This window comes from Peribacillus suis (assembly GCF_059384845.1).
In genome coordinates, this window is record NZ_CM182019.1 from 3,763,568 (window position 1) to 3,780,661 (window position 17,094).

The 17,094-nt window shown below is 42.0% G+C and carries 18 protein-coding genes and 1 riboswitch; of the genes, 1 reads left to right on the forward strand and 17 read right to left on the reverse strand.

Features of this window, described 5'->3' with window-relative positions:
* Positions 1 to 30: 30 nt before the first annotated feature.
* Entirely contained in the window at positions 31 to 789 is a 759-nt protein-coding gene (yunB, locus tag AC503W_RS18530; RefSeq protein WP_402954355.1) for a sporulation protein YunB, read from the forward strand.
* Between the two features lie 15 nt (positions 790 to 804).
* Here yunB and AC503W_RS18535 read toward each other — a convergent pair whose 3' ends face one another.
* The 17 genes from AC503W_RS18535 to AC503W_RS18615 all read right to left on the reverse strand — a co-directional run bounded on the left by AC503W_RS18535 (position 805) and on the right by AC503W_RS18615 (position 17,092).
* Positions 805 to 1,911, reverse strand: coding sequence for an HD-GYP domain-containing protein (locus AC503W_RS18535; protein WP_402954358.1), 1,107 nt, complete (start codon positions 1,909 to 1,911; stop codon positions 805 to 807).
* A gap of 143 nt (positions 1,912 to 2,054) precedes the next feature.
* Entirely contained in the window at positions 2,055 to 2,357 is a 303-nt protein-coding gene (locus AC503W_RS18540; protein WP_402870974.1) for a YunC family protein, read from the reverse strand.
* 60 nt (positions 2,358 to 2,417) lie between these two features.
* The gene (locus AC503W_RS18545; protein ID WP_494915372.1) at positions 2,418 to 3,806 is read right to left on the reverse strand and encodes a bifunctional metallophosphatase/5'-nucleotidase; all 1,389 of its coding nucleotides are present in this window, start codon (positions 3,804 to 3,806) and stop codon (positions 2,418 to 2,420) included.
* 12 nt (positions 3,807 to 3,818) lie between these two features.
* On the reverse strand, positions 3,819 to 4,646 hold the full coding sequence (locus tag AC503W_RS18550) for a sulfite exporter TauE/SafE family protein (protein WP_402954364.1): 828 nt from the start codon (positions 4,644 to 4,646) through the stop codon (positions 3,819 to 3,821).
* Positions 4,647 to 4,730: 84 nt separating this feature from the next.
* Entirely contained in the window at positions 4,731 to 5,579 is an 849-nt protein-coding gene (locus AC503W_RS18555; RefSeq protein ID WP_427685708.1) for a DUF72 domain-containing protein, read from the reverse strand.
* A 287-nt stretch (positions 5,580 to 5,866) separates the two neighbouring features.
* Positions 5,867 to 6,046, reverse strand: coding sequence for a hypothetical protein (locus tag AC503W_RS18560; RefSeq protein ID WP_427685709.1), 180 nt, complete (start codon positions 6,044 to 6,046; stop codon positions 5,867 to 5,869).
* Between the two features lie 232 nt (positions 6,047 to 6,278).
* Positions 6,279 to 7,676: a Fe-S cluster assembly protein SufB gene (gene sufB / locus AC503W_RS18565; protein ID WP_402870963.1), complete on the reverse strand. Its 1,398-nt coding sequence runs from the start codon at positions 7,674 to 7,676 to the stop codon at positions 6,279 to 6,281.
* 56 nt (positions 7,677 to 7,732) lie between these two features.
* Positions 7,733 to 8,161, reverse strand: a complete 429-nt coding sequence (gene sufU / locus AC503W_RS18570) for a Fe-S cluster assembly sulfur transfer protein SufU (protein WP_427685711.1) — start codon at positions 8,159 to 8,161, stop codon at positions 7,733 to 7,735.
* Positions 8,151 to 9,380 carry a cysteine desulfurase gene (locus AC503W_RS18575; protein ID WP_402954373.1) on the reverse strand — a complete coding sequence of 410 codons (1,230 nt, stop codon included), beginning with the start codon at positions 9,378 to 9,380 and terminating at the stop codon, positions 8,151 to 8,153. Before AC503W_RS18575 ends, sufU begins: the two co-directional genes overlap by 11 nt.
* Entirely contained in the window at positions 9,380 to 10,681 is a 1,302-nt protein-coding gene (sufD, locus tag AC503W_RS18580) for a Fe-S cluster assembly protein SufD (RefSeq protein WP_402870955.1), read from the reverse strand. The genes AC503W_RS18575 and sufD overlap by 1 nt, the downstream gene beginning before the upstream one ends.
* Before the next feature lie 15 nt (positions 10,682 to 10,696).
* Positions 10,697 to 11,482, reverse strand: coding sequence for a Fe-S cluster assembly ATPase SufC (sufC, locus tag AC503W_RS18585; protein WP_402870953.1), 786 nt, complete (start codon positions 11,480 to 11,482; stop codon positions 10,697 to 10,699).
* A gap of 431 nt (positions 11,483 to 11,913) precedes the next feature.
* Complete coding sequence (locus AC503W_RS18590) at positions 11,914 to 12,066, reverse strand: YuzK family famiily protein (RefSeq protein WP_483878323.1); 153 nt, start codon at positions 12,064 to 12,066, stop codon at positions 11,914 to 11,916.
* A gap of 154 nt (positions 12,067 to 12,220) precedes the next feature.
* The gene (locus tag AC503W_RS18595) at positions 12,221 to 13,054 is read right to left on the reverse strand and encodes a MetQ/NlpA family ABC transporter substrate-binding protein (protein WP_427685713.1); all 834 of its coding nucleotides are present in this window, start codon (positions 13,052 to 13,054) and stop codon (positions 12,221 to 12,223) included.
* A 15-nt stretch (positions 13,055 to 13,069) separates the two neighbouring features.
* A complete protein-coding gene (locus tag AC503W_RS18600) occupies positions 13,070 to 13,738 on the reverse strand; it encodes a methionine ABC transporter permease (RefSeq protein ID WP_402870946.1) in 669 nt (222 codons plus the stop codon).
* Entirely contained in the window at positions 13,731 to 14,765 is a 1,035-nt protein-coding gene (locus AC503W_RS18605) for a methionine ABC transporter ATP-binding protein (protein ID WP_402870943.1), read from the reverse strand. Before AC503W_RS18605 ends, AC503W_RS18600 begins: the two co-directional genes overlap by 8 nt.
* A gap of 144 nt (positions 14,766 to 14,909) precedes the next feature.
* Positions 14,910 to 15,021: riboswitch (SAM riboswitch) on the reverse strand.
* Positions 15,022 to 15,133: 112 nt separating this feature from the next.
* Positions 15,134 to 16,444 carry an O-acetylhomoserine aminocarboxypropyltransferase/cysteine synthase family protein gene (locus tag AC503W_RS18610; RefSeq protein WP_427685715.1) on the reverse strand — a complete coding sequence of 437 codons (1,311 nt, stop codon included), beginning with the start codon at positions 16,442 to 16,444 and terminating at the stop codon, positions 15,134 to 15,136.
* Positions 16,445 to 16,783: 339 nt separating this feature from the next.
* Positions 16,784 to 17,092, reverse strand: coding sequence for a thioredoxin family protein (locus tag AC503W_RS18615; RefSeq protein ID WP_402870937.1), 309 nt, complete (start codon positions 17,090 to 17,092; stop codon positions 16,784 to 16,786).
* Between the last annotated feature and the right edge of the window lie 2 nt (positions 17,093 to 17,094).

A 17,094-nucleotide genomic window follows, 5' to 3' on the forward strand; every position in this document is an offset into this window, starting at 1 on the left:
TGCATAAGTATTAGTAAAGGGGGCTAAAGTGTGTTTCGAAAAAGATTCCGCCCAAAAAAGTTCCGCAAAAAAGGACCTCTTCCTACCAGAAAGGTTTTTCTTTATTCATTCATCCTTTTTATCCTATCAAGCATCCTGACGCTTCGTTACGTTGATAAGGAAATTGAACCGGTCATCATGAAAGTGGCAGAAAATGAAATCAAGCGGATTGCAACCGAGACCATTCACGAAGCTGTTGATGACAATATCTCTAAAGTCGATATGGAAAAGATCATCGTCACCAACAAAAATGACGATGCCAACCCCTCCTACAGCTTTAACCCTGGGATCTATAATGAATTACGTTCCAACATCACAAAGGACATTCAAAATAATCTCGGAATTAAAAAGGGAAATCCCTTCAACAAAAAGGAACCAGCCAAACTTAATGATGAACAATATAAAACGGTGGTGTATTATGTCCCCTTAGGGGTGGTAACCGGAAATAGCCTTCTTTCCAATTATGGACCCAAGATTCCCGTGAAAATGTCCGTCATCGGGAATGTCCAGTCGGATTTAAAAACCAAACTCACAAACGCCGGCATCAATAATGTGTATTACGAAATGGCCGTCGATTTCAATGTCAATATCCAGATTGTCATCCCCTCATTCACAAAAGAAACCAAAGTCAGCCAGGAAGTGAAGGTTGGCAGCATTTTGATGCAGGGGGATGTCCCAAGTTATTATAGCAACGGAAGCGGCACGGTCGCTCCTGCCATCATGAAGGACGAGAAGGAAGATAAGAAGTAAAAAACAGCTTGCCCTTTATAAGGTTAAGCTGTTTTCTTGTATATTCAGGCACTCCTTTATCAGCAAATGGAGGTCTGTCCGTAAATCCACCTCATATGGATGCACTACTTTATGGTTAGGTTCCTCAAGGATACGTACAACGGGTCGATCCCCTATTCCCTCGTTTTGGGAAGAGACGATTCCTTTTCTCCCATCATTCAGTTCCACAGTTAATCCGTTAGGATAAATGGCCACCGCCCGGCGAAAAGCCTCGATTATCTGTTTGTCGAACTTTTTCCCTGCACCTGCATATAAGATTTCCAAGCCCTCATGGGGAAGCATCGCCTTGCGGTAAACGCGATTAGATGTAACCGCATCGAATACATCGGCGACCGCAATGATTTTACCGTAATAATGAATTTCGTCCCCCCTGACCCCACGGGGATATCCAGACCCATCCAGCCTTTCATGGTGTTGATAGGCGCAATTCGCGACGATGAGTGAAACCGTATATACGTTTTTAATTAAATGAAATCCATACTCGGGATGCTTTTGAATTTGCTCAAACTCTTCCTCGGTTAGCTTACCCGGCTTTCTCAAGATATCCACTGGTACAAGCATCTTGCCGACATCGTGTAGAATGGCGCCCAGCCCAAGAACTTCTAACTGTTTTTTTTCTAGCTTCAATTCCATACCTAAAGCAAGTGTGTATAGCGTCACATTAAAGGAATGAGTAAAAATATAATCATCATATGTATAGACGTCAGCCAGTAAAGTCAGCAATTCGTTGCTGTTTTTCAACTCTTCCATGATACTTCGTACGAGATGGGTGAATTTCAACGCGGCCTTCTCGATGGTAAATGCACTATTCACCTTGACGCCATTTTTGATTTCCAGAAAAGTGGCTTCTATCGTTTGAAGGGCCTCTCGCCTTAGTTCCCCAGAAATCGGTGGCTTTGGCATGATGTCATCCGTTCTAGAATCTTGAATATAAACAAAGGGAATATTAAGGGCAACCAATCGATTGATCATTTTTTGTGTCAATGTTAGCCCCTCGCTCAAAAGGATGGTGCCCTGCTCATTATAGATGTTCATACCGAGCCGCTCTCCCGGATTAAGCGACGCTGTAATGGATAGCCTCATACTAATACTCCGTTTCAGATTCAAAATTTTAAATAGTTCCTTATAGAAAATATCGGCTATATTTGTGGAAATTCAACCTGAAACCTATTTATTTTTTTCAATTAAAAATAAGGCCCCCTCTATTTAAAGGAAAGCCTTTATAATTAAATCATTTTCATTAATGCCTTCCTTCCAATCATTCCCCGGTAAATGCCCTTTTCTTCAGCCTCCCACGTAACGGTTTCGAGAGGTGCATCCAGTAACTCTTCTATCGTTTTAACGCCTATAGCCCTTCCTGCAAGGATTTTCCGGTCCTTTAACGTTTCATTCAAAAGACCGACGTCTAATGCTCCGCACATGATATATCCCTTTTCGGATGCTACGGCAAGCAGATTGGTTTTGGGCAGTTGGACGGAGATGGCTAAGAATGTTTTGCTATCGATCATTATTGGCATCATGTTAATCAATTGGTTTCGCCCCCTCTTTCTCATATATTATGAAAAGGAGGGAGGAACCGTGATATATACCTAGTTGTCGGGATACATTTTTTTCAACTTCCATAAAAGGATATCACGTAAAAATTCTGGCATTAAGTACTCCTTTTGTTTGGAGCGCTGAATGCTTGGGAAGAAGTGCCCGAACGTAAACATATCTGGTAGGGCCAGTTTATAGGTTTGATCCGGTTGAATCTTTGTACCTTTCACGCTGATTTCTTTAACGATTCCGTTTTTCGTCCGTTTAAATTCTATTTGATCATAGTGCATGACTCCCATGATCTTTCCTCGGAATCCGAAGCCCTTCACCTGGATATGGGGCCACTCCTCATTTCGGGAAAGCATGAGGATTTCCTTCAATTCCCGGCCATTCACTTCAACGATGCACGGATTGATCGGATGGGGACAGATCTGGTGAATATCCCCTTTGGAGACGGGACCTTGTGGCAAGCCTTCCAATAACAGCCCAGCATTCACAAAGGAACAGTCCGCTTCGCTCCACTCTCGTAACGCTTCACCTAGAATCTTCGTAAGCGGCGACACTTTAAACCAATCATTCTCCAAAGGTTCAGGTAAGGATAGGACAACTTGTTTGAGAGCATCCCTCCCGACTTGGTTCATATCTTCAATCCAGCTCCGCTCGCCCTCCAATTCGGGAAGGTCGTTGGTATCGTAGAGCATGGCCGTCTTCTTGATTACTTCTTTTTTGTCATTAAGGGTCAATTCCACTTGACCAATATAAAACCCATATTTTCCCGCACCACAAAGTAATGCTTGGTTGACGAGTTTTCCTTGATGAAGAATATGATGGGTGTGAGCACCAAGAATGATATCTATTTCCGGAAAGTCTTCTGCCATTCTTTCGTCATCATGTATGCCCAGATGAGAAAGAACGATCACTACATCTGCCATTTCCTTGATCTTTTCTATCTGTTTTTGTAATTCCGCAAATGGATCGGCAATATGCCAATCCAATGCACGATAAAACTTTTGGAAAAAGGCGGTCAGCCCGATCATGCCAAGCTTTGTACCTTTTTTCGTGGTATGTATCCAGTAAGGAAGCGCCCATTGGGGCCTAGTATCGTTCAGGTAATAGATATTCGCTGCCAATACCTTGAAATGAGCTTTATTATACAAAGTATCCAACGCTTCATGAGGCAATGTAATGCCTTCGTTATTGCCGATTGTTACATATTGATAACCCGCTTCGTTCAGAAGGTCAATATTCCCCTTACCCATCGTACCTTCTGAGAATGGGTGCCAGCGGTCGACATGGTCTCCTATATCTAGTATGACCGCTTCCTCTCCCGTTTCTTGATGAAGTTGTCTTCTTTCTTTAAGAAACTTATCAATACGAGGCCAATTTTCAAAATGACTGTGAAAATCATTGGTGTGATATAGATGTATGATTTCTGACATCATTTTTCCCCCTCGTTATCCTGTTATACCTTGGTAAATAAGACGTAGCCCAATAATGATCAGAACCAATTTCAGCATGTTCTCAAGTGCTGAGCTGTTCAGGCGTGTATTCACAAAAGCTCCAAGTTTCGCACCAAGCCAAGCCCCTGGAATCAAGGCAATCACATATGGCCAATGAACATTCCCCAGAGAGATATGCGTGATGGAATTCGTAATGGAAGATAAAAATACCATGAACATCGATGTCGCCACAGCCACATGGGGCGGGAAGAAAAATACCAGCATCATGACCGGGACCATGAGCGATCCTCCGCCAATGCCAAATAACCCGGAACTGATCCCCACGACAAATGAGATGGATATGGCCACCAAGGGCTGATATCCATAAGTGGATGCCTGTCCATTTTTGTTTATATAAGTCTTGGTGATTTTTCCGGTCCCCGGTTTGAAGGTGATCGGTCGCAATCTATCTTTCACCAATAAGACGATGGCCATCACTATCATAAAAAGGCCGAAGTACAGCGAAAATGCATCCACATTGAGAACTTTGTTCACATAAGCTCCGATGATCCCCCCTGGGGCGCTTCCAGCAAAGAAAATGAGACCGGCCTTATAATCCACTACTTTATGCTTCATATAAGATAAAGTGGAAGCCAATCCAGTGAAAATCATGATGACTGTTGAAACACCAACCGCTACTTGTGGCGTCAAGGCGCCCATCACCTCTGTGGAGCTACCTAGAAATAAGAGCGAAGGCACTATGATGATTCCGCCCCCTAATCCTACAAGGGCCCCGATTGTACCCGCCAATAAACCCACACTAATTAATAATACCCATATCATGAAGAAATCCGCCTTTATCGATTTGTGAGCTAAAGCTCTTCTTCTAGTTTGCCCACCCAGTCTTTATTCATTATATAGTCCAAATTAAAACAAACCAAGTTGCTTAGGAGCCAATCCTTCATATGTAAGGCCTAGCAAATCGATAAATTGTTTGGCATTATCCGCCGCGTCCCCACCAGAGTTATTGTTGAACAATACATATACATCCTTACTCTGCTTTTCTAATAGGCGAAGTTTTCCCACCCAGTCGGTTAATTCCTGTTGGTTATAGCGATATAAATAGCGCACTTCCCGCCAGTTTGCTCCAGAAGCTGGTTTCTGCCAACCGTGGATATTGCGTCCATGAAAGCGTACTAACGTTTTATCTGGATGCGTAGCCTTGAGGACAAGGGGGATGGAACCTTCTCCTGCCTTTGGTTCGTCACATACCGTGTGAATCCACCCTTCTTGCTCGATGAACTCGAGTGTCTGCTGGACCCTATTCGGTCGGTACCAACTTTGGTTCCTGAACTCAATGGCCACAGGAATATCCCCCATCTCCGCCCTACACCATCGGAGATACTGAACATTCTCCCGTTTGCAATCAAACCATGGCGGAAACTGAAAAAGGACCATCGCGAGTTTACCCGACTTTTGAAAAGCTTCAAGAGATTCCCGGAATGCAGTGAACATCTCTTTTTTACTTTCAAAAGGAATCTCACCTCTTTGGTGACCAGTCATTCCCTGATAGGCTTTTACAACAAATTGAAAGGAATCTGGTGTCTCGGCTATCCACTTTTCTATATTCCGCCTCGGCTGAATGGCATAAAAAGATGCATCCACCTCAACCGTTGGAAAATGCGCTCCATATACCTTCAGCTTGTCACGAGTGGGAACTTTATCGAATGATAATGAATCATGGTCCCCCCAACCTGTTAAGCCAATGTATATCACTCTTCACCCCTCCTAAACCACTTATACTATACTTTTTTTACCCTTTCACTACTGACTTCAAAACGTATAAGCACTGTCACTCGATTCACTCTTCCTGCTTCTCATACGACTGGTTTCCTATTCCTTTATCATATCAAAATCTACCGGTTGTTACACATACATCCAGCAAGAATTCTTCCCTTTTAACCTATCATTTCGTGCAGATAATGAGTAAATGAAAAAGGCCCTTGGATAAGGACCTTTTTCAGACTTAATATTTTAGAACCATTCAGCCAAAACGGTTCAGTTTATTCATCATGATGCCTAATCGCACCACTATGATCCCTTCCATGACTCTTAGAACGATTTCCGGAAACCGGCTGGGAGTTCGGTTCCCCCTTTTTCAGGAATATCCCAGTCAGCCCTAAAACAAGGCTAACACCGATTCCTACGAAAACCCATTCTTTATTCTGAATCAGCCAATCCACAATATCCACCTCTACCTATATGTACTTTCTTTTAAAGACAAAAAAAGTACCTGCTTGATTGGTACTTTCCCTTCAATCGTCTAAACCCTTTAAGATGATCAACAGAAAAAAATAGAAGAAGACGAACTAAGTTCGCCTTCTTCCGGCAAAGGAAAACCGAAATGGCATGTGCACACCCGGTTTCCTTCACTTTATTCCATCTACAACGTTTGTTTAAAACATATATAGATGATTAACCAATAGAACCTTCCATTTCGAACTTGATTAAGCGGTTCATTTCTACCGCATATTCCATCGGAAGCTCTTTTGTGAATGGCTCAATGAAGCCCATGACGATCATTTCTGTTGCTTCTTGCTCAGAGATTCCACGGCTCATCAAGTAGAACAATTGCTCTTCTGATACTTTGGAAACCTTCGCTTCATGCTCAAGAGAAATATTGTCATTTAAAATTTCATTGTATGGGATTGTATCAGATGTTGACTGATTATCCATGATTAATGTATCACATTCGATATTTGAGCGGGCTCCCTCGGCTTTACGTCCGAAATGGACCATACCACGGTAAGTTACTTTCCCGCCTTGTTTAGAAATCGATTTTGATACGATTGTTGAAGAAGTGTTAGGAGCAAGGTGAATCATTTTCGCTCCTGCATCTTGATGTTGACCCTTACCAGCAATGGCAATGGATAATGTCATACCACGAGCGCCTTCACCTTTTAAGATGACGGCTGGGTATTTCATCGTCAATTTAGAACCGATGTTTCCATCAATCCATTCCATCGTTGCATTCGCATCACAAACCGCACGTTTCGTAACCAAGTTAAACACATTGTTAGCCCAGTTTTGAATTGTCGTATAACGGCAATATGCGTCTTTTTTGATGACAATTTCCACGACCGCACTATGAAGGGAATTGGTTGTATAAACTGGTGCTGTACAACCTTCAACATAATGAACGGATGCTCCTTCATCGACGATGATCAGCGTACGTTCGAATTGACCCATGTTTTCTGAGTTAATACGGAAGTATGCTTGAAGCGGTGTATCCACTTTCACGCCTTTTGGTACATAGATGAATGATCCACCGGACCATACAGCTGAATTCAAGGCAGCGAATTTATTATCCGTTGGCGGAATCGTTTTACCGAAATGCTCGCGGAAGATATCTTCATTTTCACGAAGAGCGGAATCCGTATCTTTAAATACGATACCCATGTCTTCTAATTCTACCTTCATGTTGTGGTAAACCACTTCGGATTCATATTGAGCAGAAACCCCTGCTAAATATTTTTGCTCCGCTTCAGGAATTCCTAATTTATCAAACGTTTGCTTGATTTCATCAGGCACTTCATCCCATGATTTCTCGGACTTCTCAGATGGTTTCACATAGTAAGTGATTTCGTCGAAGTTCAAGCTTTTTAGGTCTCCGCCCCACTGAGGCATCGGCATATTGTAAAAATGCTCCAATGATTTCAAACGGAAATCTAGCATCCATTGTGGTTCACTTTTCATGCGTGAAATTTCTTCCACGATTTCTTTTGTCAGGCCGCGCTTTGAACGGAAGATGGAAATATCTTTATCCGCAAAGCCATATTTATAATCGCCAATTTCAGGCATCTTTTTAGCCATAGCTTGTATTCCTCCATTTCAAATGGCTGAATCTACAACAGCTCATTTAAATTTAATTATTCCTTTAAACCTTTTTCCATGGCCTTCCAGGCTAGAGTCGCGCACTTGATTCGTGCAGGGAACTTAGAGACCCCTTGAAGTGCTTCAATGTCACCAAGGTCGATTTCATCATCATACTCTTTTCCTTGTATCATTTCTGAAAAAGTCTTGGACATCGCTAAAGCCGTATCTATATCTTTTCCTTTGATGGCTTGAGTCATCATGGAAGCCGAGCTCATTGAAATCGAACAGCCATCGCCATCGAATTTAACATCACTGACCTTATTGTTTTCGATTTTCATCGTTAAACGAATACGATCGCCGCATGTGGGATTATTCATATCGATGGTCAAACTTCCATCTTCAAGCATACCCTTGTTACGGGGTTTCTTATAGTGATCCATGATGACCTGACGGTAAAGTGTATCTAAGTTATCAAAAGACATTACTGAAATACTCCTTCGTTTTGACAAGCCCGGACACTAGCTTATCGATCTCTTCTTCCGTGTTATATAGATAGAAACTTGCTCTTGCTGTCGATGATACGTCCAGCCATTTCATTAAAGGCTGAGCGCAATGATGACCGGCACGGACAGCGATTCCATCTGCATCTAGGACGGTAGCGACGTCATGTGGATGGACGTCATCTATATTAAAGGTTACTACACCGGCACGTTTTTTCGGATCTTTTGTGCCATAAATCGTAAGGCCTTCCACTTCAGACAACTTATCGATCGCATAGGCAGCAAGTTTGTGTTCATGCTGTTCGATTTGATCCATGCCGATTTCTTCCAAGAAATCAATGGCAGCACCAAGACCGATGGCACCTGCGATGATTGGAGTTCCGGCTTCGAATTTCCAAGGGAGTTCTTTCCAAGTAGATTCATACAAACCTACGAAGTCGATCATCTCTCCACCAAATTCAATCGGCTCCATTTTTTCGAGAAGTTCCTTTTTACCATATAATACGCCGATTCCAGTCGGACCGACCATTTTATGGCCTGAAAGAGCAAAGAAATCACAATCTAAATCACGGACATCCACTTTCATATGCGGTGTACTTTGCGCTCCGTCCACCACCATGATTGCATGATGTTCATGCGCGATCTTTGCGATTTCCTTAACAGGATTAATCACACCAAGCACATTGGAAACCTGCATGACAGACACGATTTTCGTGGCATCCGTAATGGTAGCCCGCACATCATCAAGCGAAATCGTTCCATCCTCTTGTAGCGGAATATATTTCAGTACAGCACCCTTTTCTTTAGCGAGCTGCTGCCATGGAATGATATTACTATGATGTTCCATATAGGAGATGACAATTTCGTCACCTTCTTTAATATTTGCACCACCGTAACTCTTCGCTACGGTATTTAAGGATGTAGTCGTTCCTCTAGTGAATATGATTTCTTCAGTAGAGGATGCATTGATGAATTTACGAACTTTTTCACGTGCACCTTCATACGCATCCGTAGCTTTTGTTCCAAGTGTATGCACACCACGGTGAACATTAGAGTTGAAACCGCGGTAATAATTTTCAATCGTTTCAATGACAGCAGCCGGTTTTTGAGATGTTGCAGCGCTGTCTAAATAAACTAATGGCTGACCATTGACTTCTTGATCTAATATCGGAAAAAGCTTACGAATTTCGTATGGGTTCATTACTGTACTTTCCTTTCAATGACCTCGACTAGTTGTTTTCTAACTCCTTCGATTGGAAGTTGATTTACAACAGGGGCCAAGAATCCGTGAATGACAAGTCTTTCTGCTTCTTTTTTCGCGATACCACGACTCATCAAGTAATAAAGTTGAAGGGGATCAACACGGCCGACAGACGCAGCATGTCCTGCCGTAACATCATCCTCATCGATTAACAGGATTGGGTTAGCGTCTCCACGTGCCTTTTCACTTAACATCAATACACGTGATTCCTGTTCCGCATTGGCCTTTGTTGCACCATACTCTATTTTACCAATACCATTAAAGATGGTTGATGCACTGTCTTTCATAACACCATGCTTAAGGATGAAGCCTTCAGAGCGTTTTCCGAAATGAACAACGGCTGTCGTGAAGTTTTGTTTTTGTTCCCCGCGTCCAACCACTACGGATTTTGTATCTCCGTAAGAGCCATCACCTATTAGATTGGTTGTATTATCTGAAATCGTATTACCATCGTTCATCAATCCAAGTGCCCACTCAAGACGAGCATCGCGTGCAACTACCCCACGACGGTTCACATATGTTGTGAATCCTTTGGATAGAGTGTCAACAGCACCATATTCCACTTTCGCATTTGCATTCGCAAACACTTCCGTTACGATATTAGCGATGCCTTCATTAGACTCAACGGCCGAGAAGTAGTTCTCCACGTATGTTACAGAACTATTATCTTCCGCTACGATCAATACGTGATTGAACAGTGTAGTTTCAGGATTATCCACCAAGAATACTGCTTGGATTGGTTCTTTGATTTCTACATTTTTCGGAACATATAGGAATGCTCCCCCGTTAAGCAATGCAGCATGTAGAGCCGTTAAACGGTGTTCATTCACTTTCACGCCATCTTTCATGAAATACTTCTGTACTAACTCAGCATGATCTCGAGCCGCTGTGAAAATATCCGTGAAGATAACGCCTTGTTCTTTTATAGCTGCTGACAAATTAATATGTGCCGGCGTATTATTGCGTTGAATGTATAGATTTTCATTTTCTTCAATGATCGATTTAATCTCTTTTGGAAGTTCTTCTAAAGAAGCAAATGCTTCACTTTCAACCGTATGGGTTTTGAATGAAGTGAAATTCCATTTATCTATCTTCGTTTTATCCGGTCTAGGCATCGGAAGCTCTTCTAAATCTGAAAAAGCTTTGATTCGAAGGTCTGATAGCCAAGATGGCTCATTATTTTTTGTTGAATAAGAGCTTATGTCCTCTTTTTCAAGCGATAATTTCATTTCTGTAGTCATTGCAAATCCTCCTACTTACGCTTCTTCGCCAACAGTTTCGTCTTCAATGCCCAATTCTTGTTTAATCCAGTCATAACCTTCTGCTTCTAGTCGTGCAGCTAATTCAGGACCGCCTGATTTAACGACGCGACCTTGCATCATAACGTGTACGAAATCAGGTGTGATGTAGTTTAGTAGACGTTGGTAGTGAGTGATGATCAAGCAACCGAAGTCTTCTCCACGCATTTCATTGATTCCTTTAGAAACGACTTTAAGTGCATCGATATCAAGACCTGAGTCAATTTCATCCAAAATGGCGATTTTTGGTTGAATCATCATTAATTGAAGGATTTCATTACGTTTTTTCTCTCCGCCAGAGAATCCTTCATTCAAATAACGTTGAGCCATATCTTCATCCATTTCAAGGAATTCCATGTTTTTATCCATTTGACGGATGAATTTCATAAGTGAAACTTCGTCGCCTTCTTCACGGCGTGCATTGACAGCCGAACGCAAGAAGTCTGCATTTGTAACACCACTGATTTCACTTGGATATTGCATAGCAAGGAAAAGACCAACACGAGCACGTTCGTCAACTTCCATTTCCAATACGTCTTCACCATCAAAACTGATGCTTCCGCTTGTTACTTCATATTTAGGGTGACCCATGATTGCTGAAGATAAAGTGGATTTACCTGTTCCGTTCGGCCCCATGATTGCATGGATTTCTCCGCCTTTTACTTCCAGGTTAACCCCTTTTAAAATTTCTTTGCCTTCTATTGATACATGAAGATCTTTTACCGTTAATGTTGAACCTGACATAATAATACCTCCGTGAACTTAATTCCTATTTTATTACAGAAAGTGAAAATCACTTTCTTGTCTATAGTTTTCAAAAAATCATTCTCACTTTATTCTCATTACAATTTTATAACAAATCCAATTTAGAATCAACTAATATAGATGGAGGTTTTTACTCGCTAGGGAGTGGAAACCTGCCCTATTGTTATAAAACGACCGTATAAAGGCTTTTCACTGCAAATATGCCCTTATTTTAGTTTTCGTTAATGTTAGCTAATTATTCGGGATTCCATTCATAATAAGATATTCCCGAAAAGTTCAAGGGGAAGACGGTTGGCCCTTATCATGAAAAAAATCGATCTGCAGGAGTAATGAGCAGGATCCGGTACGTACAACAGATCACTTTTCATTTTACCTCTACAGACCGATTTTTGAAAGACTCTAATATATGCTTATCCGTGGATTTTACGTTGTAATTCCAGAACCATTTTATTGCATTGCTCATGTTCCCTATCTCTTACTTTTTCAACCTCGATACGAAGGTCTAAATTTCTGCTGTATTCACTGTACCCAACCCCATGTGATAACTGCATAGCTTTTTCCATTTCGCTCGTTACGTTTAAATCTAAAGTATTGATAGTGAACCATCCTTTCAAATTTGTGAATCATTTTGTTTCTTCGTCTATTCTATACCCTTTGCTTTCAACTTTAAACCCCAACTTAAAAACGACCTGGAAATCCAGGTCGTCTTTCGTTGCTTTATTCCTTTGCAGGTACGACTGCACCCTCATATTCCTCAAGAATGAAATCTTGAATTTCTTTGGAATGTAATACTTCCACAAGCGTCTTGATTTCTTCTTTGTCTTCGTCACCTTTATTAACAGCGATCACGTTCACATATGGTGATTCAGAATCTTCTATTGCAATGGAATCTTTAAGTGGATTCAAGCCAGCGTCGATTGCATAGTTAGAGTTGATTAGGACCGCATCTCCTTCGCCGCTTTCATAGATCTTCGGAAGTAATGCCGCTTCATAATCTGCATCGAATTTAATGTTCTTCTTATTCTCGACAATATCTTTTACTGTAGCTGTCGTTTTATCAATGCCTTCTTTAAGAGTAATCAGGCCATTCTTTTCTAAAAGTGATAAGGCACGTCCATGGTCTGCAACAGAGCTGCTTAAAATGATTGTTGCTCCTTCTGGAAGCTTATCAATGCTTTTATATTTTTGTGAATACAAAGCAATTGGTTCAATATGGATGCCGCCTGCATTAACAAAATCATATCCATTTTCCTTAATTTGAGATTCTAAATAAGGAATGTGCTGGAAGTAGTTCGCGTCCAGTTCTTTATTGTTCAAAGCCTTGTTTGGCAAGATATAGTCTTGGAATGTTTCCACTTCCAATTCAATGCCTTTTTCTTTAAGAAGAGGAATCGCTTTTTCAAGAATCTCTGCATGTGGTACATTCGATGCACCCACCACTAACTTCTTCGTATCATCGCCACTACCTGTATCTTTCTCTTTATCCGTTCCGCAAGCCGCCAATGCAATTGATAAAACTAGAACGAATGCAATCCCTAAAAACTTTTTCATCCTTTTCATCTCCCCTTATCTTTTATCCAATTTAGAAGTAATCACATCACCGATAATCTGTATGATGAAGACAATAATTAATATGACAATCGTCGCTACCAGGGTAACGTCGTTGTGATTCCGTTGATAACCGTCCAGATAGGCTAAGTTACCCAATCCACCAGCCCCGATGACACCTGCCATTGCCGTGTATCCAACCAATGCAATCGATGTTACCGTGATGCCTGATATAAGGGCCGGCATCGATTCTGGAAGGAGGACCTTATAAATGATGGTGCTGGTTTTGGCTCCCATTGATTTAGCCGCTTCAATCACGCCTTTATCAATCTCACGAAGGCCGATTTCGACCATCCGCGCATAAAATGGTGCTGCACCGATAATGAGTGCTGGTAATGCCGCATTCTCACCAATCATGCTACCGACAAGTAATTTGGTGAACGGAATTAATAATACAATCAAGATAAGGAATGGAATCGAACGGAAAATATTAACGAAAGCACTTAACACACCGTTAACGCCCCGATTCTCCCACATATTCCCCTTGCCTGTTAAAAACAGAAGCAACCCCAATAGTATCCCTATAAAAAAGGTCGCTACAACTGAAATACTTGTCATATACAGCGTTTCTTTCGTCGCTTCTATGATGTCTTCCCAATCTACATTCGGCAATAATTCTTCAAGCATGAGTAATCACCTCCACGCCTACCTGCTGTGCTTTTATGAATTCGATTGCGCGGAGCATTTCATCTTCACTGCCATCAAGGTGGATGAACAATGTTCCATATGAGCCGCTTCTCGTTTGTGATATTTTCCCCTGGACAATGTTCACATCCAACTCAAAATTACGTACCAATTTTGTGATCAACGGGCTTTCTGCATGATCCCCCACGAATGTCAGTTGAATCACTTTTCCTGCTGGATACCGTTCAAACAAATGCTCCATCGTTTCTTTTGTCTCTTCTGGTTCTGTCACCTGCTGAACAAAACGCTTAGTCATCTGTTCTTTAGGGTTTCTGAATACTTCCAGGACAGCTCCCTGTTCGACTACCCGTCCACTTTCCATCACAGCCACTCGATTGCAAATCTTCCGAATGACATGCATCTCATGTGTAATCAAGACAATGGTTAAACCAAGGCGTTGATTTATATCCACAAGCAATTCCAGGATGGAATCGGTTGTCTGGGGATCTAGAGCGGACGTGGCCTCATCACACAAAAGCACTTTCGGGTTATTGGCAAGAGCCCTCGCTATTCCCACCCTTTGCTTCTGTCCACCACTTAGCTGCGATGGATACGCTTTTTCTCTTCCTTCCAATCCAACTAACTTAATGAGTTCATTGACGCGCTTGATGCGTTCTTGCTTGGAGATGCCCGCAATTTCCAGAGGAAAGGATATATTTTCTTGAACGGTCCTTGACCACAAGAGATTAAAATGCTGAAAAATCATGCTAATCTCTTGACGGGCTTTACGAAGCTTAGACCCTTTAATTGTTGAAACTTCATTTCCCGCAACGTTCACGGAGCCCTCAGTAGGCCGTTCCAACCCATTCAGCATACGTATGAGCGTACTCTTGCCAGCCCCACTGTATCCGATGACTCCGAAAATCTCGCCTTTATTTATTTCTAAATTCACACTATTCACGGCATGAATCGTTTCGCTATTTCCTTTTCCTGTTCGAAAAAGTTTACTGACGTTTGACAATGTAATCATGTATGCTCACCTCTTTATCCAATTAAGCCTATGAATTTAGTCGATTTATTTTTATGGCCTCCTGATGAATCTATCCTCTATGATTCAAAGAAAATAGAAAAAGCCCTTCTGCATGAGCAGAAAGGCAGGGAAAAGCAGGCCTTCCTCTCATCTCCCAAAGCCTCTACGCTTTGTGTGAATTGGCACCTTTCCAAGGAAAATCCTTGTCGGTTGCCGGGTTTCAACGGGCACATCCCTCCACCTCTCTTGATAAGAGCTATATATGGACTATTCTTTTTTGTCTTAACATTCACTTTACTATGTCTGAAATTTTAACACAGATAAAAAAGGAGTGCAATGTAAAATCCTAGGGTGTACCTGTTTCTCCATTAAACTCTTTGAGAATTCACTGACACGATATTCGTCGCTTTTTCAATCGCTTGCTCTAGATCTTCAAGTAAATCGTCTACATTTTCAATACCGATTGAAAGGCGAACCTGGTCGGCGCTGACACCGGCCTTGACCAGTCCTGCATCATTCAATTGCTGGTGAGTTGTACTTGCTGGGTGGATGATTAGGCTTTTAGCATCCCCGACATTGGCGACATGCGACCATAACTCTACCGAATTGATGAGTGTGGAACCTGCTTCACGTCCACCCTTAATTCCAAACGTCACCACAGATCCGGCTCCCTTAGGCAAATATTTATCCACAAGGGCTTTATCGGGATGATCATCGTTACCCGGATAAGAAACCCATGAGACTGCCGGATGGTTCTCCAAGTATTGAATGACTGTCCTCGTATTCAACAGGTGTTCCTTCATCCTGACATGGAGCGTTTCCAGGCCAAGCGTGAACTGGAATGCACTTTGAGCACTTAACGTCGGTCCCAAATCCCGAAGCAATTGCACACGCGCTTTCGTGATAAAGGCAGCAGGCCCTACCGCTTCGGAATAGACAAGTCCATGATAACTAGGGTCAGGTTCCGTAAAGCCTGGATAATTAGGCGAATTCCAATCGAATTTACCACCGTCGATGATGACTCCCCCTAATGTCGTACCGTTACCCAATAGCCACTTTGTAGCTGAATGGATGACAATATCCGCCCCAAAGTCTATTGGTCGGCACAGATACGGCGTTGCGAAAGTGTTATCGATGATAAGAGGTATCCCTGCTTCGTGGGCTATTTCCGCCACTTTTTCGATATCAAGAACCCTTAAGCTTGGGTTGCCGATTGTTTCGGCAAATATGGCCTTCGTTCGTGGAGTGATTGCCCGTTTGAAATTTTCCGGATCATCAGGTGAGACGAATTTCACTTTGATTCCGTATTTAGGGAGTGTATTTTCAAATAAATTATAGGTCCCGCCGTACAGTGTTGAAGCAGAAACGATTTCATCCCCCATACCAGCGATATTAAGGATGGAAAGGGATATAGCGGCCATGCCGCTTGCAACTGCCAATCCACCGATTCCCCCTTCTAACAGGGCCATTCTTTCTTCAAAGACACTGACAGTGGGATTGTGAAGCCTCGTATAGATATAGCCATTCTCTTTTAATCCAAACAGATTCGCTGCATGATCTGTATCTTTGAACAAATAAGCATTACTTTGATAAATGGGCACGGCGCGGGCACCCGTTTCGTCGACTTTTAAACCGCCATGCACACTCAACGTCTCAAAGCGGTAATTTTTTTCTGTCATTATATTCTCCCCTTCTTCCATTGTTTTAGTAGGGATTAAAGCGATATTGCCTCTTCTCTTGTTATATGCAAGGAACCTTATAATATGAAGAAGTCGGAACTTCCCGCCACCGTCCATAGAAATTTCCCTATTGAACGATGTCGCCTGGATAAGCGCGTTTTGTAAATGGCAGACATTCCATCCTCGTGTATGATGCGTCTATAACGTATGTACTTCATACAAAATATAGCACTTTAGTAGCAGGTAGTCAATTAGTTATTAGAATATTCAATCATTAATACGAATGCTATTTCCCCCCCATGACTTTAACAAAAAAACCAATCCATGTAGGATCGGCTTTTAGCTTATCTCTTTCAGCAATCCATACAAATAAGGAACAGACTGAAAGGCATATATTTTTTTTGTCATCTTTCCTTTTTCAAAAAGCAAAAGACAAGGTACGCTCTCAATTTCATATCGTTCAGCCAATGTCTGGACATAATTCATGTTCATTTTTCCAGCCTTCATTTCCGGGAACAGCTCTAGTGTTATGGAAAGCATTCTTGAAGCCACCTGGCAGGTTCCACACAAAGGTGTGTATAGATATAAGCTAAAAGTGTTCCCTTGATCAACAGCTTGCTTAAAGTCTTCTTCTTTCCATTCCTCCATCA